This is a genomic window from Dyadobacter fermentans DSM 18053, from assembly GCF_000023125.1.
Classification (GTDB): Bacteria; Bacteroidota; Bacteroidia; order Cytophagales; family Spirosomataceae; genus Dyadobacter; species Dyadobacter fermentans.
This window is the reverse complement of record NC_013037.1, coordinates 4,772,268-4,798,445: the sequence shown is the minus strand read 5'-3', so window position 1 is coordinate 4,798,445 and position 26,178 is coordinate 4,772,268. Positions and strand designations below refer to the sequence as shown.

Sequence of the window (26,178 nt, the reverse complement as noted above, 5' to 3'; positions counted from 1 at the left end):
CCGATTCGTCAACACACTGAATGGAAAACCTCTCCTCCTACATCGACCACACGCTGCTCAGTCCGACAGCCAGCGAAACCGCCATCCGCAAAATCTGCGAGGAAGCTTGGATACACCAGTTTAAAGCGGTGTGCGTGCCGCCCGTTTACGTGCCTTACGTGATGGAAATGCTGGAATTCTGCCCCATTAAGATCGAGGTCGCCACGGTGATCGGCTTTCCGATGGGCTATTCCACGACGGCCACAAAGTTAGCCGAAGCACGCGAAGCCCTGCAATATGGTGCTACCGAGCTGGATGTGGTCATGAACCTGGCGCAGTTCAAATCAATGGCCTATCTGAGCATCCGCGAGGAACTCCGGCAGCTTGCCGACATAGCCCACGAGCGGAACGCCTTGCTGAAAGTGATCATCGAAACGGCTTACCTCGATGCTTTCGACCTTTACACCGCCTGCGAAATCTGCGCCGAAGCGAAAGCCGATTTTGTCAAAACCTCCACGGGCTTTGCCCCTGCCGGCGCCGATGTGGAAATCGTGCGAAAAATGCGCAGCATTCTTCCTCCGGAAGTGAAAATCAAAGCTTCGGGCGGGATTAAAACGTACGAGCAGGCCATCGCGATGATCGACGCGGGCGCGGCGCGCATTGGTACATCATCGGGCGTTGCGATCGTGACCGGCGCATGAAACGCGTGTTGCTGATCAGCACCGTGCATCCGGCGACGGACTCGCGCATCATGTACAAAATCGTCCCTTCGCTGCGTAGCGGCTACGAGGTGTTTTGTGCATTGCCGCAGCTGTATGCCTCCGAAAAAAGGCTGATCAGCCTGCCGCGGTTTGAAAGGCTGCTTCCCAGGTTACTTTTTGCACATCCCGTGGCGTTGGTGAAATGCCTGATGCTGAGGCCGCACATTGTCCACATTTTCGTGCCCGAGCTCATTCCCCTGGCGCTCCTGTTTCAATGCATTGGTGCGCGGGTGATTTATGAAGTTCAGGAGAACCTGTTCAAGAAGTTTGCCATTAAAACTTATAACAACAGTCTGATATTCAGGGTACTTTTCAAATTCTTCGATAAACTGGCGCGGAGGAAGTTCCATTGCATTTTCACGGACGATGCCTATCTCGAAGAATATACGGACCTGGCTAAATCTTCCGTCGTAATCCATAACTATGTGTCATTGCCGGTGATCGATGCGCTCGGAAACGAGGCCGTGCCCGTGCAGAGGCCGGAATTTTTCTATTTGGGAGTTGTTTCGATGGAGCGTTGCCTCGACACGATGATCGAGGCGCTGGCCAGGCTGAAAAGCGGCTACGCCGATTTCCACCTGCATCTTTTCGGCCCGGTGCGCGTGAGCAGCACCGCATTGAAGAGCCTTCCGGGTTATCAGCAGGTTGCCGGCCATATCACATTCCACGGTTACACCGATCAGAAAATTGCCATGCGTGTGGCCGCGCGGGCGGTGGCGGGCATTGCCCTGCTGAAACCAGTTGCGGATTATCCCGAATCGCTTCCGACGAAGCTGTTCGAGTATATGGCATTAAAATTGCCGCTGATTACCTCCGACTTCCCATTATACAAGCAAATTGTCGGGCAAGCCGCCTGCGGTTTCTGCATTTCACCTTACGACGCCGACGCCCTGTGCTACGCGCTCGAACAATGCATGAATAATGGAAGTTTACGACACGAAATGGGCCGCAATGCGCGGAAGGCAGCGGAAACGGTATACAACTGGGCCTCGGAAGAAAAGCTGTTGCTGGCATTTTACAACAACATACTCATCAGTTAACCCAAACATCCAAAAACACACAGTATAATTTTATAAGTTTATTATTGAATTGTTCAAATATCAAGTACTACGATTTCTACGAAATATTTAACTTTCGGAATCGAAAAGAATTGTAGCTTGCGAAGTCAACTTCTCAATCATGTATATTAATACGGTTAGTCATTATCTGCCAAGCGAAGTTATTGGTAATGAATATTTTACAAATCTCAACAACCTATCCAACGAGTGGATCGTAGAAAGAACGGGAATCTCAGAAAGACGTAAAGCATCAGCAGACGAAAATACCTCGACCATGGCCATCCGGGCCGTCGAATCGTTACTTGAAACCATTCCATACAGTAAAAACGAGATAGATCTGATCGTTGGCGCTACTTACACGCCCTATGATACGATCGTAACCCTGGCCCACGCGGTACAGCACCAGCTCCAAATCCCCGACATTCCGGTTGTCAGCATTTCCTCGGCCTGCTCGTCGCTCCTTAACGCGATCGAGATCGTGGAAGGTTATTTTGCGATGGGTAAGGCGTCCAAGGCATTGGTGGTGGTATCGGATCACAATACGGCCTATTACAATGAGATGGATACCGTTTCCGGGCATTTGTGGGGGGATGGCGCCTCGGCGCTGCTGATTTCCAAAGAACGGCAAACGGAGGGCGATATGCAGATCAAAAAGCTCATTACCGGCGGTGCGGCCACCAGCGGCAAGGCGATCGAAGCGGTGGTGCTGAGGCCCAACGACCGCGGCGTGGTGATGCCATTCGGCCGCGATGTGTTCCAGAATGCATGCGTGTACATGCCCAAAGTGAGCCAGCAGGTGTTGCAGGAATGCGGTCTGACGATCAACGACCTCGATTATCTGATCCCGCACCAGGCCAATCACCGCATCAGCCTGAATGTGATCAACACCCTGGGTATTCCTGCCGAAAAACTAATTTCGAACATTCAATACCTCGGAAATACCGGCTGCGCAGGCTGCGCTATCGCCCTTTCGGAAAATAAGGATAAATTCAAAAAGGGAGAGAATATCGTGATCACCGTGTTCGGCGGCGGGTATTCTTACGGCGCAATGCTGCTTACTATTTGATATTCAAAATATTAAAATAAAAAAAACCTTCCGGCTGCTCTGGCCGGAAGGTTTTTTTGTGCATTTCTGAATGCCTAGTTCACATCGGGCTCGGAGTTGTATGAGGCCGGTTTCCACACATTGTTTTCAGGATTAATGTCCGGAAGGTTGCGGTCCGGGTCGATCGTTACCGAGCGGATTGGCTGCTGAGTAGCCGCTTTAAAAGTCCACGTACCGCCGCGCTGCCATACTTCCACCGGCAGTTCTACGCGCGTCTTTTTGCCGCTCACTTCCTCGATATCCACTTTCACAGGCATCGCCAGCTGGTCCAGGTTCTCGATCGTAATGTAAGATCCTTTTTGCGGGTTTTGCTCCACGTAGGCAACCTGCTTCACCGCCTGGTCGAGCTTGTAGTTCTCGAAGAACCAGCCTTTCCAGAACCAGCCCAGGTCTTCGCCGGCGGCGTCCTCCATCGTACGGAAGAAGTCGTAAGGCGTAGGATGCTTGAATGCCCAGCGCTGCACGTAAATTTTGAACGCATAGTCGAAGCGCTCTTTGCCTAAAACCTGCTCCCGAAGCATTTTCAGGCCCAAAGCAGGCTTGTAATACGCTTCCCAGCCCAGGTTTACGGCCTGCACCACGTCGGGGATCGTCATGATCGGGTCGGCTTTCGGGCGGAAGATAATCGGCGCCAGACGGTGCATATCGTTCATCTGGGTCGTTTTGTATTCGCCATTATTGAAGTTATCGCTCGAAAGGAAGTTGATGAACGTGTTGAAACCCTCATCCATCCATCCATATTTGCGCTCGTTGTTACCAACGATCATCGGGAACCAGTTGTGACCAAACTCGTGGTCGGTTACGCCCCACAAATCGTCCTTGCGGCTTTTGCTGCTGCAGAACACAATGCCCGGGTATTCCATACCACCCACGATGCCGGCCACGTTGGTCGCCACGGGGTAGGTGTATTCATGAATGTAGTTGGAATAAAACTCGATACAGCCCTTCACATATTCCGTAGAGCGGCCCCAGCCTTCCAGCCCGCCATCCTCGGCAGGGTACACCGACTGCGCCAGTGCCGTTTTGCCTTTCGGCAGGTTCATCCGCGCCGCATCCCATACAAATGCTTTGGAACTTGCCCAGGCAATGTCGCGCGCCTGCAAGCAGCGGAAGCGCCATGTGAGCGTGCCCGATTGCTTAGGCCGCGTGTTGGGGTTGGTCACCTCCTCCGCGCTGCGTATCACGACGGTCTGGTCGCTTTTTGCGGCGTCAGCCAGTCTTTTGCGCTGCTCGGCGGTGAGTACTTCATTCGGATTGAGCAATTCGCCCGAACCTACCACGATATGGTCCCAGGGAACAGTTACATTGTATTCAAAATCGCCATATTCGAGGTAAAACTCGCCGGCGCCGAGGTAGGGCAGCAGGTTCCAGCCTTCGATGTCGTCGAAAACAGCCACGCGCGGATACCATTGGGCCATTTCGTACACGATACCATTCTTGGTTTCGAGCGTTCCCATGCGGTCGGAGCCGTATTCGGGGATTTTGAATGAATAGGCCAGCTTGATTTTGATCACATCGCCATTACCTTTCATGGGTGTTTTGAGGCGGATCTGCATGCGGGTGTCGGTGATTTTGTATTCCGCATCCACGAACGAGCCTTTGCCTTGCTGCACGCTTACCGATTTAATGGAATCGCCTCCATCGAAACCTGCGTTGCCAAAACGGCCGCCCGTTACCGGCGTCGTCTGCGCACCTCTCGAATGGCTTCCGAATGCATTCTGGTCGAGTTGCAGCCAGATAAATTCCAGGTTTTCGGGACTATTGTTTTTATAGGTAAGCTCCACCTCCCCGCTCACAGTGCCTTTTTCCTCTTCGAGCGTAACGTTAATCTTGTAATCGGCCCGGTTTTGCCAGTACTTTGGCCCCGGAGCACCGCTTCCCGTCCGGTATTCGTTGCCCGGCTGGAAATTAAACAGGGGATGAAAAAGGACATGGTGATCATATTTCACCTTCTCCGCCTCCTGTGCAATAGTGTTGTTGAAGAAGCCCAGGCAGCTCATTGCAATGACGCCCAGACGAAATACTGAAATTTTCATTATAATGATTAAAAATTGAAAATATTGGGTTGTAAACGAGCAATATACACCTTTTCACCTGTTTTAAATCAAAAACTTTCATTTTAGCGACAGACGACGCCGTTCGTCTGCCAACGCAAAAATCACCTTCCCATGCGCCAGCGACTCTCTGTTGAAACATATACCAAAGGTGTGCTCGCAGGAGACCGGGCCATGCTTAGTCGCGCCATCACCATCATGGAAAGCAGCCTTCCCGCCGACCGTGCATTGGCGGGCCAGGTTCTCCAAAAAATCCTGCCACACACCGGCAACTCCATCCGCATTGGCGTGACCGGCGTGCCCGGTGTGGGAAAAAGCACATTCATCGAGGCATTCGGCACCTATCTCACGTCGCTGAGCAAGCGTGTGGCCGTGCTGGCGGTGGACCCCAGCAGCAAGCAATCGGGCGGGAGTATTTTGGGGGATAAAACGCGCATGGAACGGCTTGCGCGCAACCCCGACGCCTACATCCGGCCTTCGGCGACCAACCTCTCGCTCGGAGGCGTGGCGCGGCACACGCGCGAGGCGATCCTGCTCTGCGAGGCGGCGGGTTACGACATCATATTGGTCGAAACGGTGGGTGTAGGCCAGTCGGAAACGCTCGTGAAAGGCATGACCGACTTTTTCCTGCTCCTCATGCTCGCAGGCGCGGGCGACGAATTACAGGGCATCAAAAAGGGCATTATGGAAATGGTGGACGCCGTGGCCGTGAATAAGGCCGACAATGGAAATGAGCAAGCCGCCGCCCAGGCCGTAACCGAATACCGGAAAGCAATTCACCTTTTGCCAGAAACTCCATCGAAAGTACCCGTCCGGGTAGTAGCGTGTTCTGCATTGGAAGCGACGGGCCTGGAACCGATCTGGACCCTGATCTCCGGTTACCATGCCCAAACCTCCGCGAGCGGTTACCTGCTCGCAAACAGGCGGGCGCAGCGCGTGGACTGGCTGCGCGAACAGATCCGCTATTCGCTGGAAGAACTGTTTTATGAAAACGAATTGGTTAAAACACACATTCCGTCGGCCGACGAAGCCGTGCAAAACGGGGAAAAACTGCCTGGACAAGCCGCAGCGGATTTGATCGCTCTTTTTCTGCGCACAGGAAGCGGCGACGGCCAAATTTTCCGCTAAGTCATAAAAATTCCCAGTAAAAGCATTTTTCACTAAGTTTGAGCGTTAGAAGCTAACGCTAATCAATTCTATTGATCTCAACTCTTTCACTTCCACAATTATGAACAAAGCCTACGCCCTCAGCAAGTCGTCCTTGCTAGCCATGCTGATGATCCTTTCCGTTGTTTTCGCTTGTAAGGATGATGATGAAGAACCAACGCCACCCGCCAGCACCGATCCGATTGCAGCAACGTGGCAGCTTACCGCCGTTGCACCAGCTCCCGGAGCTACATTACCGGTTGACCCCGCGGCACTGGTCCCATGCATTTACAGCCTGAAACTGACATTCAAGACCGACTATAACATCACAACGGCCGATTGCCCCACTGCTGTCACACTCATTAATACCGTGATACCAATCAATGGCGCTAAATGGGAAACCAAGGACGGCAATCTGATCCTGAAAGATGGTTCGAACAACAGCAAATCATTTAAATACACGCTGAATGGCTCGGATTTGGAAGTAGCGGTCGACGACGCTGCGGTCCTTCCAGGCTCGCCAGCCATCGACGTTGTGCTGAAATTCAAAAAAGTATAGCATGCTTAAAGTATGATAAACAAAACAGCCGGGCTTCTCAGTCCGGCTGTTTTGTTATCCGCTCGTGTGATCGCACACGATCAGCCATTTGCCTTTGATCTTTTTGAACAAAAGCGTGTAATGCCCTTCCAGATCGCCTTTTTCGGGACGGGTCAAATGAAACTTCCCTACCACGAATGCCACGCCCGCCCCGGGGAATGAGAAATTGAGGAAGGTGAATTTCAGCTTGCCCATCGTCGCACGATCAGGATAGCGTTTGAGATAACCTTCATAAGTAGGCTTGTAACCATACGTAATGCCGGCTTTCCCCACAAACATCAGCGAATCGGATTCCCAATAGCCGTTCATGAACGACTTAATGTCGCCCTTGTTCCAATCGGCCTCCTGGCGCTGCAGAATTGCCAGGATTTGGTCCTTGTCGCCCGCGGACTGCGCTTTCGCTGATACGGCAACAGCAATCAGAATGAGCGTGAAAAGCCAGTTTCTCATATTTTTTGTGGATTTTTGTAATGCAATAGACGATTCTAAATATAGCTGAAAGATCGGCGCCGCAGCCAAATGCCTTGCCGAAATATCATTGATCCAGCAGGTATGAGCAAGTTCGACAGTATTTTCAAGAAACTAGACCGGCAGAAATATCCTTTCGTCGACGGTTTGTATTACCTGTTCATCATTGTCTTTATCTTCATCCTGTTCCTATTTTTTGCCTGACCAGTGACGCATCCGTATCTTTTTATATTAAATCCCAATTCGGGCACGTCGATCGGCAAAAACAGCGGGACCGTGCGTGAGCGGATCGAGGAAGTGGCCGGAAAAAACGGGTCGTCGGCAGAGATCCTCTTCACGGAAGAGCCTGCACACGCCACCGAGCTCGTACGCAAGCACATGCATGCGGAGAAATGGAAGGCGATTGTGGCCGTTGGAGGCGATGGAACGGTGAATGAGATCGCCAAACCCCTCGTAGGCAGCGGCATTCCGATCGGCATTCTGCCGCTTGGCTCGGGAAACGGCCTGGCCAGGCACCTCGGCCTCCCACTCCTGCTCGACGCGGCGCTGAAACGGCTTTTCGAAGGCAAACCGACCACGATCGACAGCGCCGAACTCAACGGCATTCCTTTCTTCTGCACAGCCGGAATGGGTTTTGACGCTTACGTGGGGCATTTGTTCAGTCAGCAGAAAGCACGGGGACTTGCCACTTACGTGAATGTGTCGTTCAAAGCGTATTGGTCGTACAAACCGCAGGCATTCCGCCTCAACGGCGTGGAGAAGCGGGCGTTTTCGCTGTCATTTGCCAATGCGGGCCAGTTTGGGAATAATGCGTGGGTAGCGCCGCAGGCCAGCTTGCAGGATGGGCTGCTCGATATTTGCACTATCAGCCCATTTCCGCAGTGGTACGGCACCGCGCTGGCGTACGGGCTGTTTACGAAGCAGTTGAAACAGTCGACTTACATCGACTACCAGCGCGCCGTGCAGGCGGTGGTGGAAACCGATACGCCGCCGATGATCCATTACGACGGCGAGCCGCTGCAACTGGACACGACGAAAATAGAAGTCAGCATCAAGCCCGGAAGCATCCAGGTGATCATTTAGCTTCCATTAACATTTGATATTATGTCGAAGAAAAACCGCTCGGGCATTGTGTATTCCACCAATCCGGAGTTTGAATACAACGATCAGGACGACGAGCTCGAAACACTCGCACCGCAACAGCAGGACCTCCGCATCTGGCTCGACCGCAAAGGCGGCGGGAAGGTGATTACGGTAGTAAAGGGATTTATCGGCAACAATGCCGACCTCGAAACGCTCGGCAAGCAGTTAAAAGGCCTTTGCGGCAGCGGAGGAACAGTCAAAGACGGCGAAATCCAGATCCAGGGCGATCATCGCGACAAAGTGATCACCTGGCTGACCGGTAAGAGTTATAAAGCCAAAAAAGCCGGAGGGTAGCTCCGGCTTCTGGTTATAAGGTTTCGGTTGTATCAATTTCCGTCGGGGCGGGCAATGCCGAAGGCGGAGGACCTGCGGGCCGGCCGGTTTCGAGCACTTCCACATCCGTCACAAAAAACTTCGTATCGCCGTTCCAAGGCAGTTTAAAGAATTTTTCTTCATAGGTTAAAGAAACCCGGTGGCCGTTTTTGATGGCATCTTCCAGCTTGGAGATTGCATCCTTGTTCTTGCCGCTTACCGAGAATACCCATTGCGAGGAATTCATGGTGCCGTCGCCTTCGAAAAGCCCTCCCATCCGAAGCTCGCCTTCGTAGGTTTTGAATAAATAACCCCGGTTGCTGAGCCTGGTCACATATCCTCCGCGCTTTCCTTCACTGTAATATCCAAAAGTGATATAGTATAGAACTCCGAATATGATGGCCAGAACTACGGCGAAAATGACCCATTTACGCATAACAGTCGATCAGTGTTGGTGATAGAAGCGAACTTCGCAAAACGGTTTGATTTTTCCTAGTGATTATTTCGAGCGGATGGCGATCACCGGGTCCATTCGCGCAGCCAGCATCGCCGGAATAATGCCCGAGAGCACCCCGATGATGCTCGACACACCCAGACCCAGCAAAATGTTGCCCGGCGTGAGCAGTATTTCGAGCGAGCCGAGTTTCAGGAACGTCAGCAAGTACACCAGGAATATGCCCACAAAGCCGCCTACGAGGCTCAGCATCACAGCTTCAAACAAAAACTGGAAGAGGATCGAATAGTTTTTGGCACCGAGCGATTTCTGAATGCCGATCAGGTTCGTGCGCTCTTTCACAGATACAAACATGATGTTCGCAATCCCGAAACCGCCTACCAGGATCGAAAAACTTCCTATCACCCAGCCGGCCACGGTTAGCACCGCAAACAGCCCGGAAATGGCCTGAGCTGCCGCCTCGGGGCGGTTCAGCGAGAAATTATTGCCTTCCCGCGGTTTTATGCCCCGTTTGGTGCGCATCAGCCCGACAATCTCCGCTTCGACTTCCTTCATCCCCTCGTCGGTAGGAAAGCCCTTCACGACAATGTCCGCATTCCGGCGGCCGGATTGGAACAATTTGGAAAAAGAAGAGAACGGAATAATGCAGATTTTATCCGGACTGCCGCCAAAATCAACCAGGCTTTCACCCTTTTTCTCCCGCACGCCAACGATCGTAAACTTATGTCCCGACAGCTTGAACGGCTTCCCGACGGGGTCCTGGCCGGGAAAGAGGGATTCGGCAATGTCGGCACCCACCACGGCCACGTTCCGCGCATTGTTGGTTTCGAGCGGAATGAAATAGCGGCCGTTCTGTACGGGAATATCGGAAATGAGGTTGTATTCAAAAGACACACCCTGGATCATCGCATTAATGCTGTTGGAGCCGTTTTTGAGCGTGGTACTGCCCCTGAAATCCATGATGGCCACCGCGCTGGCACTCTCCATGTTGTCGTACAGGTATTTGTATTCGGCAAAGGTTGGCTCGGGCCATTGGAAGTATTTCCACCATTGGTATTCACCGCCGAAGCCCCATGGCCATTTTTGAACATAAATCACCTTGTCGCCGATAAAGCTCAGGCTGTCGCGGATGCTGCGTTCGAGCGAGTCGACGATGGTGAAAACCGCCACGATCGCAAATATCCCTACCGTTACGCCAAGCAGCGATAGAATGGTGCGGGTGATATTGGATTTGAGTGCTCCCGAGGCGAAGCGGAAACTCTCCCAGACCTGTCGTAAAAACTTCATCATGACGTTACGGACAATTGAATTCAAAAGTTAATGCATCGCCTTAATGCGCTGAAATAAATTGGTATAAAAGGTAAGAAAAAGGGTTCGATTTAATAAATTACAACATTAACCTGACACTCCTATATGAAATTACATTACGCGTTAATGCTGCTGGCCGGCTCATTTTCCGGCATTTCCAACGCCCAAAATCCCGTCCGGGAATCCACCGGCTTCTACCAGTTCCTTTCCGACGATCCCAATCAGAAACCGTTTTTCAGCGACCGCAAAGGCGTGATCGCGCGCAATGGAATGGTCGCGGCTGCACATCCGGTGGCGTCTCAAGTAGGCGTGGATATTTTGAAAGCGGGCGGCAATGCCGTGGACGCGGCGGTAGCGGTGCAGTTTGCATTAGCCGTAGTGCATCCTTCTGCCGGTAACATCGGCGGAGGCGGTTTTTTGGTGTTGCGGGACAAGGACGGCAAAAGTTACAGCATCGATTTCCGTGAGAAAGCGCCGGGCAAAAGCCATGCGGATATGTATCTCGATAAAGCGGGCAATATCATTCCCGAGTCCAGCACGCTGGGCCGGCTCGCGTCGGGCGTGCCCGGATCGGTGGACGGAATGGTGCAGGCGCATGCAAAATTTGGTAAACTAAGCTGGAAACAGGTTTTGCAGCCAGCCATCGACATTGCCGCAAATGGGGTAGTACTCACCGAGCGCGAGGCACGCAGCCTTAATGCGATTAAAAGCGACCTGCTGGCCATCAATCCGGGTTCGTCGTACTTCCTCAACCCGGCCGGTAAGGACTGGACAGCGGGCGATCTGCTCGTTCAGAAGGACTTGTCCAAAGTTTTGAAACGCATTCAAAAGAAAGGCCGTGATGGTTTCTATGCTGGAAAAGTAGCCAAACAGCTCGTCAAAGACATTAACCGCAGCAACGAAGGCATCATCAGCAAGCAGGACCTTGCCGACTACCGCGCGCAATGGCGCGAAACCATTACCGAAGGTTACAAGGGCTACAAGGTGATCACCATGGCGCCGCCGTCGAGCGGGGGCGTAGCGCTACTGCAGCTCATGCGCCTCACCGAGCAGCACCCGCTGAGGCAATGGGGCTGGCACAGCGACTCCACCATTCAGGTGATGATCGAAGCGGAGCGCCGCGTGTACGCCGACCGTGCCAAGTTCCTCGGCGACCCCGATTATGTAAAAGTGCCCATCAACGAGCTCATCAGCAGCGAGTACCTTAAAAACCGGTGGGCTGATTTCTCCTGGGACAAGGCCACCGACAGCAAAAACATCCGCGGCGGCGAGCTACCCGGCTACGAGAGCCTGGAAACCACGCATTTTTCGGTCGTGGACAAGGAAGGGAATGCGGTATCAGTGACCACCACATTGAACGGCGGTTATGGAAGCCGCGTGGTGGTCAAAGGCGGGGGATTTTTCATGAACAATGAAATGGACGATTTCAGCATAAAAGCCGGAGCTCCGAATATGTACGGGCTGATCGGCAATAAAGCCAATGCGATCGCGCCCGGCAAGCGGATGCTGTCGTCGATGACGCCCACGATCATCGAGCGGGATGGAAAATTACTGATGGTGGTCGGAACGCCCGGCGGCTCCACGATCATCACCTCGGTGTACCAGACCATCCTGAACGTGCTGGAACATGGCATGACGATGCAGCAGGCCGTGAACGCTTTGAAATTCCACCACCAATGGCTGCCGGATAAAACCACGTTTGAAGCCAACGCATTCTCCACCGAGGCTATTCAGAAATTGCAGGGCAAGGGCTACATCCTCGAACAGCAGCGTAATTCCATCGGCCGGATGGACTGCATCCTCGTCCTCCCCGACGGCTCCCTCGAAGGCGGCTCCGATCCTCGCGGAGATGATACCAGCATTGGTTATTAGCTCAAAAACAGATAGTTAGCAATGCGTAAGCCCGGCGATCAATGCGGCGTGCTGCGGGTATTGCTGTGTTAATGCATCGCATGCCGCCATTTCAAAATCGGCGAAATCGAAGCCGGGCGCTACGGTGCAGCCTACAAGCGCGTACGAGCTGCCGGCCGCCGGCCGTGAACCGAACCACGCACCTGCCGGCACCACGGCCTGGAACGTCTCGCCATTATCAGGATCGTTGCCGAGCCGGATGACGGTCAGCTCCCCGGTTTTTTCATCTATCACAAATACTTCTAATGCTTCCCCGGCATAGAAATGCCACATTTCGTCCGCCTGAATGCGGTGAAATGCGGAGAAGTTGTGCGATTCGAGGAGGAAGTAAATGCCGGTGGAAAATGCCCTGTCGCCGCCGAAACGCGCGGGCAATGCATGCTGCGGTATGGTTTCGGGCGCCCAGTAGGTTTCGGCATAGTAGCCGCCTTCAGGGTGCGGCAGGAGATTTAATTTTTCAATCCAGTAGGAAGCAGGTTTCATCGAACGTCGGCTGAGATACAACCGCAAAGTAATCCGTAAATGGAAATATCTACCATTGGCGCAATGTTTTTTGCCAACAGAAAAGTTTTGATTAGTTTTGATCATTATTAATCACAATTAATCATTTTTAATCAATGGCTAATCCGCGTGTAAACATTGCTTCCGAAGAAGTGCTTTCCAATAACTGGTATACCCTTCGCAAATACACATTCGATTACCAGCGTGCCGACGGCTCCTGGGAGCGCCAGGCGCGCGAGGCATACGACCGTGGAAACGGAGCGGTGATACTGCTCTATAATGCTGAAAAACAGACGGTTGTGCTTACGAGACAATTCCGGCTTCCTACCTACACCAATGGCAACGAAACCGGCATGATGATCGAAGCCTGCGCGGGGCTGCTTGACAGGGACAATCCCGAGGAATGCATCAAGCGCGAAACGGAGGAAGAAACAGGCTACAAAGTGAGCGCGGTGAAGAAAATTTTCGAAGCCTATATGTCGCCCGGTTCGGTGACCGAAATCCTCTACTTTTTCGTGGCCGAATATTCCGACGACATGAAGGTAGGCGACGGCGGCGGCTGCGCGACCGAGCAGGAGAACATCGAAGTAATGGAAATTCCGTTCCGCGAGGCAATTGACATGGTGGCGAGCGGGGAGATTAACGACGCCAAAACGATCATGCTCATTCAATATGCGCAGATCCACGGCCTGGTAGGGCAATAGAAATGCCGGAGCACTCCGCTGGGGCGTCCTCCGGCATTCATGATATAGCGCTGTTACGAAATCGGGTCGGGTGTGGGTGTGGTCACATCCGTTCCGCTGGATGCGGAGCCTTTGGTGCCCTTGAACTTCTCGAACAGATCCTTGAAAAAGCCCTCCGCGTCGGGGAAATTGCCTTTCAGGGTTTCGGCGCCCTTGGTTTTAAGTTCTTCGAAATACTCAGGAGCTTTATCGATGGCCCCTTCGGCTTCGGCTTTCAGGTTGTTCGCCTTTGTTTTGAGGTCTTCCAGAAGCTTCTCTCCCTCCTCGGTCTGAAGGTATTTGTGTGCTGCCACGCCTGCGGCGGCTCCCAAAATGAATGTGGCCAGGTGTTTTGCGTTAATGCTCATGATTTCCAGTTACTTAGTTTGAGATTCATTATTCAATTTAAAGAAACTAATACTTTCAACAAAAGAACGGATCAACAAATCCGGATGCATCACACCGAAAAAATTATGCCCGGCAAAATACTTGCCGGGCACCTGAAAGAGAGGTTTATGCGTGAAACGGCCTATTTGATTTCAAATGCAGCCTGCATACGATAACTGATTTTGATTTTCTGATACTGTACATCACTGTCCTGAACGGCATCCGCAGACTCCGCCGCAAATGCGCGCACATTGGCTTTGGCAAACACTGGTTGAGGGAAATAAAGGTTTTCATCCAGTTCTTTGATTTCGAGCACTTTACCCAGCTTTTGGTCTAATGCCGCCAGCAAGTATTCCGCTTTTACTTTTGCCGCTTTCAAAGCATCGATTTTCACCTGCTTTTTAAATTCTTCGCGCTTCGAGTGATCCACCCGGGCGACATTCGCATATTGCACGCCGCGGCTTTCCACCTTCGACATAATGCCGTCCAGCTTTTCCGCGCTCGATACTTTCAGCTCATATTGCTTGGCTTCCAGGAACGTAGCGGGCTTTTTCTTTTTGTCCACATAATTCTGGTAACCGCCCACCCCACTGATCGACAATGCCTCTTTCGGCAGCCCGGCATCCGCCACAGCCTTGATCAGCTGCTTTTCCAGCGTGGTGATGTTTACCTTGTCCTTCTGGTTTTTCTCGTCCTGGTAATACTCGCGCAGCGAAATGTTGAAATAAATCTCGTCCGGCACGACCTCCATTTCAGCGAAACCTGCCACTTCTATATTCGGCACCTGGTATTGCAGCTCCGATTTGACTTGTGAAAACGCGGGGGTAATCAGTGATGAAGTAAGAAGAGCGCCGAGCAAAAAGAACTTTTTCATGGCTTTACAAATGGATAAAATGATAGTAATACAAACCCGAACGGCTGTCCAACCTGCCTGGTTGCGGCACCATTCTATGGTTTAGATACAAAATGGTACCGAAAGGTTTAATGCGAAGCGCTCGTAAATCCGCGGGCAAGCATACTTGCCGGTAAATAAAAAGTGGAAGAACGACCTAAAAAGCTGTCATTCTTCCACTTAATGGCGTGGTAAAAATTTTGTCAAATCAGGTAAAATTTTGGTAAATAGAATCCATGATCCGCACGAAATGCTGGTAATCGGAGTCGCTGAGGCTGCCCCATCCTTTCCGGCGGATGTCGGCCACGATCGGAAATGCCTGGTTGTAGATGGCCTCGCCGTTTTTGGTAAGAAAAAGGTTGAACTTCCGGCGGTCACCGGCGGCGGGGCCGCGTTCTACCAATCCCTTCTTTTCGAGCAAATCGATGATTCTTGTGACCGTGGGAGGATCTTTGAATGTCATTTCCGCCAGTTCGTTCTGGCTGATGCCCTGTTTTCTGAAAATATGATCGATCAATACCCATTGGTCGACCGTGAGGTCGAACCCCGCTTCGGTAAGCTGTTTTTGGAGGGCATTCCGAATCTTTTTGATAGTCGTGTCTATCTTAAAAAAATAGGCACGATGATCCGACTGATGTGTCATGATGTGGAAGTGAGTAGAGGTTCGCTATAACTGAGTAACACCAAATATAAGCGCGCGCAACAATTCGTCTACTAATTATTGCCTGAAAAGTTTACGAGATACCGTTCATTTCTTACGACATGAGTAACTTGCTTTACCTGAATGCTTTCTAGGTGCATGGAAGGCCCCCTCATATCAATCATCACCGCTACTTACAACCGGAGCAATATCCTTGCATACAGCATTCATTCAGTTCTGAACCAAACTTTCAGGAACTGGGAGCTGATTGTGATCGGCGATTGCTGTACCGACGATACGGCCGAAGTGGTCGCGGGATTTCGCGATCCGAGGATCACATTTATCAACCTGGAAAAAAATTTCGGGGAACAATCCGGCCCTAACAACGAGGGCCTGCGCCGCGCCCGGGGCGAGTACATCGCTTTTCTCAATCACGACGACCTCTGGTTTCCCGATCACCTGGAATTTTCGCTTCGCCGCCTGCAATCTACCGGCGCCGACCTGGTGCTGGCGGCCGGATTCATTGATCACGGTGAAGAACAATACCGGTTTTACCTCAGCGGGGTAACTTCCGAAAAGTATGGCTACCACCCCTCACGCATATTTGTGCCTGCAAGCAACTGGTTATTCAAAAACGAGCTGGTGAAGGATGTAGGCCTGTGGCGCCCGGCCCGGGAGCTTTACGTGGTGCCTTCACACGACTGGCTGAAACGCGCATACGAAGCCGGAAAGCGCATTGAACCTACCAGGCATTTCACCGTGATCGCCATGCCGTCCAGCTCGCGGAAGAATGCTTACAAAGACCGCATGTTTTCGGACAGCCAGCATTGTTTTGAGCAGCTGCGTGACAATCCCCATTTCAGGGAACAGCTGGCCATCAAGTATTTATACAGGTCTTTTGAAGAAAATTATTACGACGAAAAAACCTACTACTGGCGGTTTTTTACCAAAAAAATCAAAACTGCTTTCATCGCCCTCGGCTTCAACACGATCGAATTCAATATGAGGCGGGCGTACAAAAAAGGCGGATTGATAGCCAGTTACCGCAAAAAACGAGGACTCACTTAAACTCTCACGAATATAAATGACAAACGAATCGAAATGGGCCATCGGCGGTGCAATCAAAGATCCCAAAAGCATTACTGCGCAATGGAACCCTTCCAACCTGAGCCTGATCGACGGCGTGAAGGTGAAGGAGGTCAAGAATGTAGTTAAAAATAATGGCTTCCTGACGGAAATCTACCGGCAGGACTGGGAACTGGACAACCTGACCGTGGACCAGATTTTCCAGGTATCGCTGTTGCCCGGAGGCATTTCGGCCTGGCACGCGCACGAAATCACCACCGATCGCATTTTCGTAAACACGGGGCTGATCAAAGTGGTGCTGTACGACGCCCGCGAGGAATCGCCTACTTACGGGCAAATCAATGAATTCCGCTGCGGTGCATTGAGGCCGTTGCTGATCATCGTGCCGCCGCGCGTATGGCATGGCGTTCAGAACTTCACGAATGAGCACGCGGCGTTACTGAACATCGTGGACAAGGCTTACCAATACGACGATCCCGATCACTGGCGCATCCCGTTGGATTCGCCCGAGATCCCCTACAAATTTTCCTGATACAAATCCGAAAAGCGCTTCCAATTGGAAAACACCACTCCCGATACGTTCGAACGTTCCGTTTTCTCCGGGATCAGGTGGAATCTCATTGTTTCTTTTGGAGGACAGCTGAGCAACATCGGGTTCACCCTGTTGCTCAGCCGCCTGCTGGGGCCGGGCGATTTTGGCCTGCTGGCTGCCGCGATGGCCCTTTCGGGGTTGATCGAAACGCTGGGTTCACTGGGTATCACCTCCGCCCTCACCCAACGCGCCCACCTCACCGACCGCTTCTATTCCGCGGCATTGCTCGTGAGCTGCACAGTGGCAGGCATAATGATGCTCACCATTGGTTTCGCATCGCCATTGCTTGCGGCATTCTACGGCAAACCACAGCTGCGTGACGTTTTCCTGCTCATTATGTGGTCGATACCCTTGCAGGCCATCGAAATATTCCCGCTGGCAGGGCTGCAAAGGAAGCTCGCATTCGACAAAATCGCATTCACATCGCTGCTCAGCACGATTGCCGCGGGGATTACCGCCGTTTGGCTCGCGTATGCGGGTTACGGATGGCTGGCGCTGGGCGTGAAGCTGCTGGTAGCGCAGGGTGTCCGAACGGCCTCATTCTGCTTTTTCGCCTGGCCAAGGTTTAGGTTTCAGCCGGCCCTGGCCGAAGTCCGGGAACTGCTACGTTTCGGATTGCCGCAATCGCTGTCTCAATTCCTGCTCGTTTTCGGTCGAAAAATCGATGACATTCTCATTGGAAAATGGATGGGCACGGGCGTACTCGGCGTATACAGCCTTGCGTACAACCTGTACATCTGGCCGGTATCAAATATCAAAGGGCGAATTTCACAGGTAATCTTCGCCGCATTCTCGAAAATCCAGACCGACCGGTCGGCTATGGCGGATTACTATCTAAAAACGGCATCACTGGCGACGCTGATCGGCTTTCCGGTAATCGTCGGCTTTTCGGCCGTATGCGACCTGGCTGTACCGGTGATCATGGGAGAGAAGTGGGTCGACGCGATTCCCGTGCTGAGAATCCTCGGATTAGCTTCGTTGTTTGAGGTGTCGGTATTCCCGGGCGCCATTTATCAGGCGATAGGTCACACCAAAGCCTATTTGAAGATCATTTTCATTACCAGGATGGTAACGGCGTCTGGGATTGTAATCGCCCTCGTCCTCGATTTTGGACTGGAAGGCGTAGCGACAAGCATTGTGGTCACAAGCCTGATCGGCTTTTTCGTGTATAATCATTTTGTTAGAAAGATCATCTCGGTAACGCATCTCGCACTAACACAAGTCATTACACGAAACGGCATTTACAGCGTCGCGATGCTCGGTGTGATATGGGCAGTCCGGTACGCCTCAGCCGGCTTCCTTCCCAAAGCAGCAGAACTTGCGTTATCAATTGTCGTTGGGGCGGGGTGCTATTGGATGATGATGAGGAAGTACCATCCTGAGGTTCTGGCTCTTAAACGGCTCTAAGTAATCAAAAGCAAAAAATCAGTCAATAAACAACAAAAGCCGGGCTAACGTCCGGCTCCTGACAATATCGGGTTTCGGAAAATCCTACGCCGAATTCCGTGCCGCGTTGATGATCCCGAACATGGCCCGGATGATCAGCTGGTTGTAGGTTTCCACATCCACCGGCAAATCTTTCGGATCGCCGGAGAGCATTTGCAATGCATATTGCTGAATGGTGATCAGCGGCAGTACGATGCGTTCGCGGGTTTTGATCGAGACTTTGGTGACGTTGTTGCTGTCCAAAAGCTCTTTCTGGCCGGAGACTTCCAGCAGAAGCTCGCGTGTGAGGAGGAATTCCTCGTACATTTTATCCCAGAACTCGCGGTATTCTTCCTCGTCGCGCAGGTATTTCGTGGCCGGGAAGAATGCCTTCGAGAGCGACTGCATCGAATTTTCGATGAGCGTCCGGAAGAACAGGGATTTTTGATATAACTTTTTGATTTCGTCGACCTTGTTCGTTTTTCCCAACTCGCGGATGGCCGTTCCAAAGCCGTAGAAACCAGGAACGTTCTGCTTCATCTGCGCCCATGAGCCTACGAACGGAATCGCGCGCAGGTCCTCGAACTTCAACCCTTCGTCATCATTGCCGCGTTTCGTAGGACGGCTTCCGATGTTGGTCTGTCCGTAAAAACGCAGTGGCGTCTTTTTGTCGAGGTATTTGACGAACATCGGGTGATTTTTCAGATCGAGGTAAGAATTGTAGGCGATTTCAGCCATTTCTTCGATCAGCTCTTTGTCGGCTTCTGTCAGTTCGTCCTCGCGGTGGCCTTTGAAAAGGTGGTTTTCAAGGCCGGCGGTGAAGAGCCTTTCCAGGTTGTACATCGCCGTGGTAACCGTTCCGTAGTTCGAGCTAATAGTCTGGCCCTGAACGGTTAGCTGGATTTCTTTATCCTCTATATCTTTGCCAAGCGACGAATAGAAGTTATGGTTATTGCCGCCGCCGCGTGCCGGAGGTCCTCCACGGCCGTCGAAGAACGTCACTTTGATCCCAAATTCACGCGAAACTTTGGTCAACTCCTCCTTCGCACGATAGATCGACCAGTTGGCGCGCAGATAACCGCCGTCTTTGGTCCCATCCGAGAAGCCTACCATGATCGTCTGGTGGTTTTCACGGTTGCTCAAATGGTTGCGGTAATAGTCATTTTCGTAGAGCGTGCGCATAATGCCCGGTGCATTCGCGAGGTCATCTACGGTTTCGAAAAGCGGAACCACGTCGAGCGCCAGCTTGCCGGCTTCGTCGGCGATGAGGTTTTTGGCCAGCGCCACCACCTGCATTACATTCAATGCCGAAGTGTTGTTGCTGATCACGTAGCGATGAGCGCCTTTTTCGCCGTTCGCTTCCTGGATCGTTTTAATGGCCCGGATCGAGCCGAGAATGTCTTTCGTAAGTTCGTCCTCGTAGTCTTCATCCCGAAGCGGAATGTTGAGCGAAAGCAGCAGGTCGATCTTTTTTGCTTCGTCCCAGCCTTCGTAATCGCTGTATTTAAGCAGCGGAATTTTCTTTTCGAGTCTTTTCAAAATGTCCTCCCAGGCCTTGCCGTGCTTGCGGCTGTCCTGACGCACATCGAGGCTCGCGAAGAAGAATCCGAACAGGTTCAGTTTCAATATAAAATTGTCGAGCAGCTCCACGAATAGCCCCTGATGCTTGTTCACAAGCACTTCGCGGGCTTTCAAAAATTCGTCGATCAGCTCCTGCGCATTGTTATAACCTTCCTCGAACGGCCCGAAAATGGTGCTGTTCATCTTTTTCTCGGCCAGCGAAATCGCATCGTCCACTCCTTTGAATGTAAGGCGGCGTTTCAATTGGCGCAGATCGCGGTAATAGCCGCGGAGCAGCGTTTCACGCAGTCGCGCCGCTACTTTCAGGGTAATATCGGGGTTTACGAACGGGTTACCGTCGCGGTCGCCACCGGGCCAGAAGCCCAGGCGGAACACATTCGGGTAAGGCCAGTCGTGTACGCTCATTCCCAGCCCGTTAATGAGCTTTTCCAGGATAGACGGGATGGCGTCGTAATATACATTTTCGAGGAACCAGCACAGGCTCACCGCCTCGTCGAACGGCGTTGGCTTTTCGTGGTTGATAAATGCGGTTTTTCCAAGTTGGAGCAATAACTGGTTCACTTCCGCGAAGTCGTTTTCCTTGATCGCGTCTTCGAGGTCGTTGATGATCCCGAGCACTTTGCCGGAGTAAAATTGCGTCGGATGGGCCGTGAGCACAATCCGGACGCTGAAATCTTCCAGCTTGGCGAGCAATTTCTTTTTCAGTTCGTCGCTTTCGAGCCGTTCGGTAAGGTAGGTAACCGAACCTTTGCCCGTAAGGTCATGCGTTTCGTCGAACGCTGCATCCTCCACCGAGTCGAACAGCACGACCTGGCGTTCGATATATTGGATAAATGCAAAAAGTAAATCAGCACGTTCCTTTGGAGTAGCCGTTTCCAGGAGCTCTGAAAAAAAATGCTCGATGATTTCCTTGGGAGATTTGCCTTCCTGAAAGCCGTTCTCGCTTTGTTGGGTCAGTATCGGAAGCAAAGAGCCTGTTTGAAAGATACCTCGGTAGGGCAAGCTCAGAAACAGGCTATTAAAAATATTATACTTCGTTACAACTGCGTCCTGGAAACTATTATTCATAATGGAGTGACGAAATTATATTTTGAAATTTGCACTGAAGGCAAATATAACCCTAAAAAATGGGTTTCAGGCTTTGGGGTGCGCTTGTTGATGCGTTTTTTTAAGCTTTTCGATGGAGTTGTGGGTGTAAATTTGCGTAGCGGCCAGGTTGGCATGGCCCAATAACTCCTTGATCGCATTCAGATCGGCGCCGCGGTTGAGCAAATGCGTGGCGTAGGTGTGCCGGAGCACGTGCGGGCTTTTCTGGGAAAGGGTGGTGACGGCGGAAAGGTATTGCTTTACTTTCCGCTGCACAAAAACCGGGTAAATGGCTTTGTTTGAGTCGGTTAAAAGCAGCACATCGGTATCTTCCTCCGGCGCGCGCTGCTCCGTATATTTGTGAAGCAATTGCGCCAGGGAAGTGGAAACGGGCACAATCCGTTCCTTTGCCCGCTTCCCGAAAACCCGGATCGTCCGCGCCGGCAAATTCAAATCCTTCAATTCCAGCTCCACCAGTTCCGACAGCCGGATGCCGCTGCCATAGAGCAGTTCCATGATCACCCGGTCGCGCAGCCCGCTGAAATCTTCTGAAAATACGCCTTCTTCAAACAGCAGTTCCATGGACTTCTCTTCCACGAATGCAGGCAGTTTTTTACGGGTTTTTAATGCAGAAAGTATTTTGGTCGGATCGGAATCGATGTGCTTTTTTTTCCTCAAATAGCCATAAAACGTACGGAGTGCCGCGATTTTGCGGTTAATGGACGACGGATTAAGCCCTTCCTCCATCATACTCACTACCCAGGAGCGCAGCATGGGCGCCTTAGCCGTTTCGGGTTCATTGCATTCGTATTGAAAAAGGAGGTATTTCTGAAACTGTTCGAGATCAGTCTGGTACGATTTAATCGTGTGCGCACTGGCGCGCTTTTCGAATTGGAGGAATTCCAGAAACGGCGTTATCATGTTCCGAACATACAAAAAGGAGCCGTCTAATTCAAGACAGCTCCTCTCGTATGATATGGATACAATAATCCTATTGAAGTCTTTCAGAGAACCATTCCTCGAAGGATTAGTCTTCTAGATGACCGTAAGTTTTCTCTTTGTAAACGGCACGCAAAACTTCGAAACGACGCTTAACAGATGGTTTTTCGAAAGCTGTACGGGCACGCAGCTCACGCATTGTACCAGTTCTTTCAAATTTCTTCTTGTAACGCTTAAGAGCGCGATCAATCGATTCGTTGTCTTTAATGTTAATAATAAGCATGCTTATAATTTCTTTTGTTCTTTGAATTGGTTTCTGAAATCGGACTGCAAAGAAAAACTATATCCGACAGAAAATCAAGAAACAAGTCGTTAAAATTCATTTATTTTTGTATCCATTACACTGAAACGAAAGTCATTAACAGATTAAACAGCCCGATATGAGTTCGAGACTGGGAATAATTGATTTAGGCACCAACACTTTTCACCTCCTGATCGCGGAGCCCAACGGCGCTCATTTCAAGACGGTTTTCCACGAAAGCAGGCCGGCGCGCATCGGCCTCGGCGGCATCAACAAGCGCATTATCACACCCGAAGCACAGGACCGCGCGCTCGCCGTCCTCTCCTATTTCCGCGAAAAGCTCGACTCCTTTGAAGTAATGCCCGAGAAAACTTTCGCATTCGGCACCAGCGCGGTGCGCAATGCGGAAAACCGGCAGGCATTCTGCTCCGAAATCCTCGAAAAAACGAATATCGAAGTGACGGTCATCGACGGCAACCGCGAGGCCGAATACATTTACAAGGGCGTCCGACACGGCGCCGACATTGGCGACGGCCCCTCGCTCATCATGGACATCGGCGGCGGGAGCGTCGAATTCATTATCGGCAACCGCTCGCAGATTTTCTGGAAGCAGAGTTTCGAGATCGGCGGGCAGCGGCTCATGGAGAAATTCATGCGCAACGACCCGCTCTCGCAGGCCGACCGCCGGAGCCTCTACAATCATTTCGACGAAAACCTCATCCCTCTCGCAAATGCGGTGCACCAATATGCGCCCGAAAAGCTCGTGGGCTCCTCGGGCACGTTCGACACGCTGGTGGACATCCATTTTCACCACCACGCCGGCGCCTGGCCCCCGGCAGAGCAAACGGATTTCGACATTCCCCTGGAAGAATTTTACCGTGCGTATGCGCTCATCCTCTCGGGCAACCATGACGAGCGCATGGCCATTCCCGGCATGATCGAACTCCGCGTGGACATGATCGTCGTGGCCGTTTGCCTGATAGACTACGTGCTCAAAACGCATGGTATCCGGCAGATCCAGGTATCCAAGTATGCCCTCAAAGAAGGCGTCCTGGCCGAACTGATGGCCAAATAGCCGCCTCTAACCCCTTTTTAAAACTCATATTTATCTGAAAATCAAACCAACTCTATGCGATTAATGCGTTACCTTCTCCTCGCAGCGCTGGCTACCGTGTGTATGCACGACGCGCAGGCACAGCGGAAGAAAAAGAAAGAAAAACAGGAAGATGTAAAAATCGAAAAGGCCGTGGATGCAGTGGCATCGGCGGTGAAAGACAAGCTGAAAGACGACAAGAAAAAGAGTCCCAAAGCATTTAAAGACCTCATCGACAGCACCAATGCAGTGAGCCAGAGCGGCATGATCTCCGTTCACAAAGTGGATGATAAATGGTATTTTGAAATACCTGATTCCCTCCTGAACCGCGACATTATGGCTGTTACCCGCTATTCCAAAACGGCTGCGGGCGGTGGAATTTTCGGCGGCGAAGAGGTCAACCGGCAAATGATCCGCTGGGAAAGAGGAATGGATAACAACCTGCTGCTGCGGTCGGTTACGATGGTGGTGACCAGCCCGGATAGCACCAAGCCCATTTTCCAGGCCGTAAAAAACTCCAGCTCCGATCCGATTATTGGTGTATTCGATATTAAGGCGGTTAAAAAGGAGCCTGCTAAAACGTCGGTGATAGATGTTACCGAATTTTTCAACTCGGATAATCAGGTGTTTTCGCTCAGCTCAGTGAGTAAGCAGCTGCTCAAACTCGCCACATTCAAGAAGGAGGCGTCATTTATTTCCAAAATCAGCACCTACCCGATCAATACCGAAATCCGGACGGTTAAAACCTATAACGTAACGCCTCAGCAGCTCACGCCTACGCCGGTTCCATCCATCGGTCAATATCTTCCCGCCGGCCTCGACGCGGGCGTGGTGACTTTCGAAATGAACTCCTCGCTGATCCTGCTGCCGAAATCGCCCATGAAAAAGCGCATTTTCGACAGCCGTGTAGGCTATTTTGCCAATCAGTACGCTACTTTCGGAGAGGAATCGCAGCGATCGGACACCGAGGTTTTCGCCGTGAGATGGCGGCTCGAACCTAAAAATGCAGAGGATGCGAAGAAGCAGCAAAACGGCGAGCTGATCGAACCTAAAAAACCGATTGTGTACTACATCGACCCCGCTACGCCTGAAAAATGGCGGAAATACCTGAAAGCCGGCGTGGACGACTGGCAGGTGGCATTCGAAAAAGCAGGCTGGAAAAACGCCATCCGCGGCGAATACTGGCCCGAAGGCGACACGACCATGAGCCTCGAAGACGCGCGTTACTCGGTGATCCGCTATTTCGCAGCCGACATTCAGAATGCTTACGGGCCTAACGTGCATGACCCGCGCAGCGGTGAGATCCTCGAAAGCCACATCGGCTGGTACCATAATGTAATGCGCCTGCTGCGCAACTGGTACATCATCCAGGCCGCCGCTGTGGACCCGAAGGCGCGTACCAAGAAATTTGATGACGAATTGATGGGCCAGCTTGTCCGTTTCGTTTCGTCGCACGAGATTGGCCATACATTGGGCCTGCGCCACAATATGGGCGCGAGCTCGGCCACGCCGGTAGAAAAGCTGCGCGACAAGGCTTGGGTGGAACAGCACGGACACACGTCGTCGATCATGGACTATGCGCGCTTCAACTACGTGGCACAGCCCGAAGACGGCATTACCGACCTATTTCCGCGCATTGGCGACTACGATAAATGGGCCATTCAGTGGGGTTATAGCAATTTCCCCGACGCCAGCAATGCCCAGGCCGAAAAGGCAGCCCTGAACACGATGACAAAAGAAGCGTACAAAGACGACCGTCTGCATTTTGGAACGGAAATCAGCCCGTACGACCCGCGTTACCAGACCGAAGACCTGGGCGACAATGCGATGAAGGCATCTGAATATGGTATTAAAAACCTGAAACGCATTGTCCCGAACCTGATCGAATGGAGTAAGGAAGATGGGGAAAGTTATAAGGAACTGGATGAGATTTACGGTAATGTGGTAACGCAATACCGCCGCTACCTGGGCCATGTGATCAAGAATGTGGGCGGCATTTACGACACGCCGACGACCTACGACATGGAAGGCCCCACTTTCACGACCGTGCCCAAAGCAACCCAGAAAGAAGCGATCGACTTCCTGAATGCACAGCTTTTTAAAACACCTACCTGGCTGCTCGACCAGAATATCCTTAACAAGGTGAAGCCCGAAACCGGCGTAGAGGCCGTGAAAGCATTGCAGGAATACGCCCTAACCGCCCTTTTCCAGGGCGACCGCGCGGTGCGGTTGATGGAAACCGGCATTTCTTCCAAAAACTACACGCTCGACGACCTCTTTACCGACCTTGAAGCGGGAATCTGGTCGGAGGCGAAGGCCGGAAAACCGATAGACCTCTACCGCAGGAATTTGCAGAAAGTGTATGCCGAAAAACTGATCAGCTTGCTGAAACCCGGCCGCGCAAATGTGCAGGCCATTCCCGTGGGTGTAACTTACGGCTTCTCCACACGATCCGTAGAGCTGGAAAAAACCGATTTGCCTTCCGTAGCCCGGGCCCATCTGGAAAGCCTGAAAACGACCTTAAACGCGGCCATCGCGAAAAGCGCGGACAAAAACACCCGCTATCATTTGCAGGATGTGTCGCAGCGGATCAAGCAAGCACTCGATCCGAAATAATGAACAGCTAGTCAGGCAAG

At 51.9% G+C, this 26,178-nt stretch carries 25 protein-coding genes; 14 read left to right on the top strand and 11 right to left on the bottom strand.

Annotated elements, in window-relative coordinates; all coding sequences use genetic code 11:
* The first annotated feature begins 20 nt into the window (after positions 1–20).
* The 3 genes from deoC (at position 21) to DFER_RS19635 (ending at position 2,864) form a co-directional block, all read left to right on the top strand.
* Entirely contained in the window at positions 21–680 is a 660-nt protein-coding gene (gene deoC / locus DFER_RS19645; RefSeq protein ID WP_015813398.1) for a deoxyribose-phosphate aldolase, read from the top strand.
* Positions 677–1,780, top strand: coding sequence for a glycosyltransferase (locus DFER_RS19640; protein ID WP_015813397.1), 1,104 nt, complete (start codon positions 677–679; stop codon positions 1,778–1,780). The genes deoC and DFER_RS19640 overlap by 4 nt, the downstream gene beginning before the upstream one ends.
* A gap of 139 nt (positions 1,781–1,919) precedes the next feature.
* Complete coding sequence (locus tag DFER_RS19635) at positions 1,920–2,864, top strand: 3-oxoacyl-ACP synthase III family protein (RefSeq protein ID WP_015813396.1); 945 nt, start codon at positions 1,920–1,922, stop codon at positions 2,862–2,864.
* A gap of 74 nt (positions 2,865–2,938) precedes the next feature.
* On the opposite strand, the gene DFER_RS19630 is transcribed toward DFER_RS19635, so the two are convergent.
* A complete protein-coding gene (locus tag DFER_RS19630) occupies positions 2,939–4,939 on the bottom strand; it encodes a M1 family metallopeptidase (protein WP_015813395.1) in 2,001 nt (666 codons plus the stop codon).
* A gap of 132 nt (positions 4,940–5,071) precedes the next feature.
* Here DFER_RS19630 and meaB point away from each other — a divergent pair, with 132 nt between their 5' ends.
* Together meaB and DFER_RS19620 are read left to right on the top strand one after the other, a co-directional pair.
* Complete coding sequence (meaB, locus tag DFER_RS19625; RefSeq protein WP_015813394.1) at positions 5,072–6,085, top strand: methylmalonyl Co-A mutase-associated GTPase MeaB; 1,014 nt, start codon at positions 5,072–5,074, stop codon at positions 6,083–6,085.
* A 100-nt stretch (positions 6,086–6,185) separates the two neighbouring features.
* Positions 6,186–6,662 (top strand): lipocalin-like domain-containing protein, encoded by a 477-nt coding sequence (locus tag DFER_RS19620; RefSeq protein ID WP_015813393.1) that lies wholly within the window; start codon positions 6,186–6,188, stop codon positions 6,660–6,662.
* Between the two features lie 54 nt (positions 6,663–6,716).
* Here the strand turns inward: DFER_RS19620 and DFER_RS19615 are convergent, their stop codons facing one another.
* Positions 6,717–7,151, bottom strand: coding sequence for a YybH family protein (locus tag DFER_RS19615; protein ID WP_015813392.1), 435 nt, complete (start codon positions 7,149–7,151; stop codon positions 6,717–6,719).
* Between the two features lie 225 nt (positions 7,152–7,376).
* On the opposite strand from DFER_RS19615, the gene DFER_RS19610 reads away from it, so the two are divergent.
* Together DFER_RS19610 and DFER_RS19605 are read left to right on the top strand one after the other, a co-directional pair.
* Entirely contained in the window at positions 7,377–8,252 is an 876-nt protein-coding gene (locus tag DFER_RS19610; RefSeq protein ID WP_015813390.1) for a diacylglycerol/lipid kinase family protein, read from the top strand.
* Positions 8,253–8,273: 21 nt separating this feature from the next.
* Positions 8,274–8,606 (top strand): translation initiation factor, encoded by a 333-nt coding sequence (locus DFER_RS19605; protein ID WP_015813389.1) that lies wholly within the window; start codon positions 8,274–8,276, stop codon positions 8,604–8,606.
* 13 nt (positions 8,607–8,619) lie between these two features.
* Here the strand turns inward: DFER_RS19605 and DFER_RS19600 are convergent, their stop codons facing one another.
* Both DFER_RS19600 and DFER_RS19595 read right to left on the bottom strand, forming a co-directional pair.
* Positions 8,620–9,060: a DUF8785 domain-containing protein gene (locus tag DFER_RS19600; protein ID WP_015813388.1), complete on the bottom strand. Its 441-nt coding sequence runs from the start codon at positions 9,058–9,060 to the stop codon at positions 8,620–8,622.
* Positions 9,061–9,123: 63 nt separating this feature from the next.
* Positions 9,124–10,368 carry an ABC transporter permease gene (locus tag DFER_RS19595; protein ID WP_015813387.1) on the bottom strand — a complete coding sequence of 415 codons (1,245 nt, stop codon included), beginning with the start codon at positions 10,366–10,368 and terminating at the stop codon, positions 9,124–9,126.
* A 123-nt stretch (positions 10,369–10,491) separates the two neighbouring features.
* Here DFER_RS19595 and ggt point away from each other — a divergent pair, with 123 nt between their 5' ends.
* Positions 10,492–12,258 carry a gamma-glutamyltransferase gene (gene ggt / locus DFER_RS19590; protein WP_015813386.1) on the top strand — a complete coding sequence of 589 codons (1,767 nt, stop codon included), beginning with the start codon at positions 10,492–10,494 and terminating at the stop codon, positions 12,256–12,258.
* Positions 12,259–12,273: 15 nt separating this feature from the next.
* Here ggt and DFER_RS19585 read toward each other — a convergent pair whose 3' ends face one another.
* Complete coding sequence (locus DFER_RS19585; protein ID WP_015813385.1) at positions 12,274–12,780, bottom strand: cupin domain-containing protein; 507 nt, start codon at positions 12,778–12,780, stop codon at positions 12,274–12,276.
* Between the two features lie 134 nt (positions 12,781–12,914).
* Between DFER_RS19585 and nudK the strand changes: the two genes are divergently transcribed.
* The gene (nudK, locus tag DFER_RS19580) at positions 12,915–13,502 is read left to right on the top strand and encodes a GDP-mannose pyrophosphatase NudK (protein WP_015813384.1); all 588 of its coding nucleotides are present in this window, start codon (positions 12,915–12,917) and stop codon (positions 13,500–13,502) included.
* Positions 13,503–13,555: 53 nt separating this feature from the next.
* On the opposite strand, the gene DFER_RS19575 is transcribed toward nudK, so the two are convergent.
* From DFER_RS19575 to DFER_RS19565, 3 genes are all read right to left on the bottom strand, one after another.
* The gene (locus DFER_RS19575; protein WP_015813383.1) at positions 13,556–13,888 is read right to left on the bottom strand and encodes a YtxH domain-containing protein; all 333 of its coding nucleotides are present in this window, start codon (positions 13,886–13,888) and stop codon (positions 13,556–13,558) included.
* Positions 13,889–14,049: 161 nt separating this feature from the next.
* Positions 14,050–14,781 (bottom strand): SIMPL domain-containing protein, encoded by a 732-nt coding sequence (locus DFER_RS19570; protein ID WP_015813382.1) that lies wholly within the window; start codon positions 14,779–14,781, stop codon positions 14,050–14,052.
* A 226-nt stretch (positions 14,782–15,007) separates the two neighbouring features.
* On the bottom strand, positions 15,008–15,442 hold the full coding sequence (locus DFER_RS19565; RefSeq protein WP_015813381.1) for a MarR family winged helix-turn-helix transcriptional regulator: 435 nt from the start codon (positions 15,440–15,442) through the stop codon (positions 15,008–15,010).
* A 156-nt stretch (positions 15,443–15,598) separates the two neighbouring features.
* Here DFER_RS19565 and DFER_RS19560 point away from each other — a divergent pair, with 156 nt between their 5' ends.
* Genes DFER_RS19560 through DFER_RS19550 form a run of 3 tightly spaced genes read left to right on the top strand, consistent with a single transcriptional unit; the run spans position 15,599 to position 18,524 of the window.
* On the top strand, positions 15,599–16,507 hold the full coding sequence (locus DFER_RS19560; protein ID WP_015813380.1) for a glycosyltransferase family 2 protein: 909 nt from the start codon (positions 15,599–15,601) through the stop codon (positions 16,505–16,507).
* Positions 16,508–16,523: 16 nt separating this feature from the next.
* On the top strand, positions 16,524–17,057 hold the full coding sequence (locus DFER_RS19555; protein ID WP_015813379.1) for a cupin domain-containing protein: 534 nt from the start codon (positions 16,524–16,526) through the stop codon (positions 17,055–17,057).
* A 24-nt stretch (positions 17,058–17,081) separates the two neighbouring features.
* Complete coding sequence (locus DFER_RS19550; RefSeq protein WP_015813378.1) at positions 17,082–18,524, top strand: lipopolysaccharide biosynthesis protein; 1,443 nt, start codon at positions 17,082–17,084, stop codon at positions 18,522–18,524.
* Between the two features lie 84 nt (positions 18,525–18,608).
* On the opposite strand, the gene DFER_RS19545 is transcribed toward DFER_RS19550, so the two are convergent.
* From DFER_RS19545 to rpsU, 3 genes are all read right to left on the bottom strand, one after another.
* The gene (locus DFER_RS19545) at positions 18,609–21,191 is read right to left on the bottom strand and encodes a phosphoenolpyruvate carboxylase (RefSeq protein WP_015813377.1); all 2,583 of its coding nucleotides are present in this window, start codon (positions 21,189–21,191) and stop codon (positions 18,609–18,611) included.
* 66 nt (positions 21,192–21,257) lie between these two features.
* On the bottom strand, positions 21,258–22,130 hold the full coding sequence (locus DFER_RS19540; RefSeq protein WP_015813376.1) for a phage lytic cycle repressor MrpR family protein: 873 nt from the start codon (positions 22,128–22,130) through the stop codon (positions 21,258–21,260).
* A gap of 106 nt (positions 22,131–22,236) precedes the next feature.
* A complete protein-coding gene (rpsU, locus tag DFER_RS19535; protein WP_015813375.1) occupies positions 22,237–22,431 on the bottom strand; it encodes a 30S ribosomal protein S21 in 195 nt (64 codons plus the stop codon).
* A 157-nt stretch (positions 22,432–22,588) separates the two neighbouring features.
* Between rpsU and DFER_RS19530 the strand changes: the two genes are divergently transcribed.
* Positions 22,589–23,524 (top strand): Ppx/GppA phosphatase family protein, encoded by a 936-nt coding sequence (locus tag DFER_RS19530; RefSeq protein ID WP_015813374.1) that lies wholly within the window; start codon positions 22,589–22,591, stop codon positions 23,522–23,524.
* Between the two features lie 63 nt (positions 23,525–23,587).
* Positions 23,588–26,158, top strand: coding sequence for a zinc-dependent metalloprotease (locus tag DFER_RS19525; RefSeq protein WP_229206051.1), 2,571 nt, complete (start codon positions 23,588–23,590; stop codon positions 26,156–26,158).
* Positions 26,159–26,178 lie beyond the last annotated feature (20 nt).

Coding starts and splice junctions, on each gene's coding strand:
- deoC (WP_015813398.1), top strand. CDS start 21: ATGGAAAACCTCTCCTCCTACATCGACCACACGCTGCTCAGTCCGACA.
- DFER_RS19640 (WP_015813397.1), top strand. CDS start 677: ATGAAACGCGTGTTGCTGATCAGCACCGTGCATCCGGCGACGGACTCG.
- DFER_RS19635 (WP_015813396.1), top strand. CDS start 1,920: ATGTATATTAATACGGTTAGTCATTATCTGCCAAGCGAAGTTATTGGT.
- DFER_RS19630 (WP_015813395.1), bottom strand. CDS start 4,939: ATGAAAATTTCAGTATTTCGTCTGGGCGTCATTGCAATGAGCTGCCTG.
- meaB (WP_015813394.1), top strand. CDS start 5,072: ATGCGCCAGCGACTCTCTGTTGAAACATATACCAAAGGTGTGCTCGCA.
- DFER_RS19620 (WP_015813393.1), top strand. CDS start 6,186: ATGAACAAAGCCTACGCCCTCAGCAAGTCGTCCTTGCTAGCCATGCTG.
- DFER_RS19615 (WP_015813392.1), bottom strand. CDS start 7,151: ATGAGAAACTGGCTTTTCACGCTCATTCTGATTGCTGTTGCCGTATCA.
- DFER_RS19605 (WP_015813389.1), top strand. CDS start 8,274: ATGTCGAAGAAAAACCGCTCGGGCATTGTGTATTCCACCAATCCGGAG.
- DFER_RS19600 (WP_015813388.1), bottom strand. CDS start 9,060: ATGCGTAAATGGGTCATTTTCGCCGTAGTTCTGGCCATCATATTCGGA.
- DFER_RS19595 (WP_015813387.1), bottom strand. CDS start 10,368: ATGATGAAGTTTTTACGACAGGTCTGGGAGAGTTTCCGCTTCGCCTCG.
- ggt (WP_015813386.1), top strand. CDS start 10,492: ATGAAATTACATTACGCGTTAATGCTGCTGGCCGGCTCATTTTCCGGC.
- DFER_RS19585 (WP_015813385.1), bottom strand. CDS start 12,780: ATGAAACCTGCTTCCTACTGGATTGAAAAATTAAATCTCCTGCCGCAC.
- nudK (WP_015813384.1), top strand. CDS start 12,915: ATGGCTAATCCGCGTGTAAACATTGCTTCCGAAGAAGTGCTTTCCAAT.
- DFER_RS19575 (WP_015813383.1), bottom strand. CDS start 13,888: ATGAGCATTAACGCAAAACACCTGGCCACATTCATTTTGGGAGCCGCC.
- DFER_RS19570 (WP_015813382.1), bottom strand. CDS start 14,781: ATGAAAAAGTTCTTTTTGCTCGGCGCTCTTCTTACTTCATCACTGATT.
- DFER_RS19565 (WP_015813381.1), bottom strand. CDS start 15,442: ATGACACATCAGTCGGATCATCGTGCCTATTTTTTTAAGATAGACACG.
- DFER_RS19560 (WP_015813380.1), top strand. CDS start 15,599: ATGGAAGGCCCCCTCATATCAATCATCACCGCTACTTACAACCGGAGC.
- DFER_RS19555 (WP_015813379.1), top strand. CDS start 16,524: ATGACAAACGAATCGAAATGGGCCATCGGCGGTGCAATCAAAGATCCC.
- DFER_RS19545 (WP_015813377.1), bottom strand. CDS start 21,191: ATGAATAATAGTTTCCAGGACGCAGTTGTAACGAAGTATAATATTTTT.
- DFER_RS19540 (WP_015813376.1), bottom strand. CDS start 22,130: ATGATAACGCCGTTTCTGGAATTCCTCCAATTCGAAAAGCGCGCCAGT.
- rpsU (WP_015813375.1), bottom strand. CDS start 22,431: ATGCTTATTATTAACATTAAAGACAACGAATCGATTGATCGCGCTCTT.
- DFER_RS19530 (WP_015813374.1), top strand. CDS start 22,589: ATGAGTTCGAGACTGGGAATAATTGATTTAGGCACCAACACTTTTCAC.
- DFER_RS19525 (WP_229206051.1), top strand. CDS start 23,588: ATGCGTTACCTTCTCCTCGCAGCGCTGGCTACCGTGTGTATGCACGAC.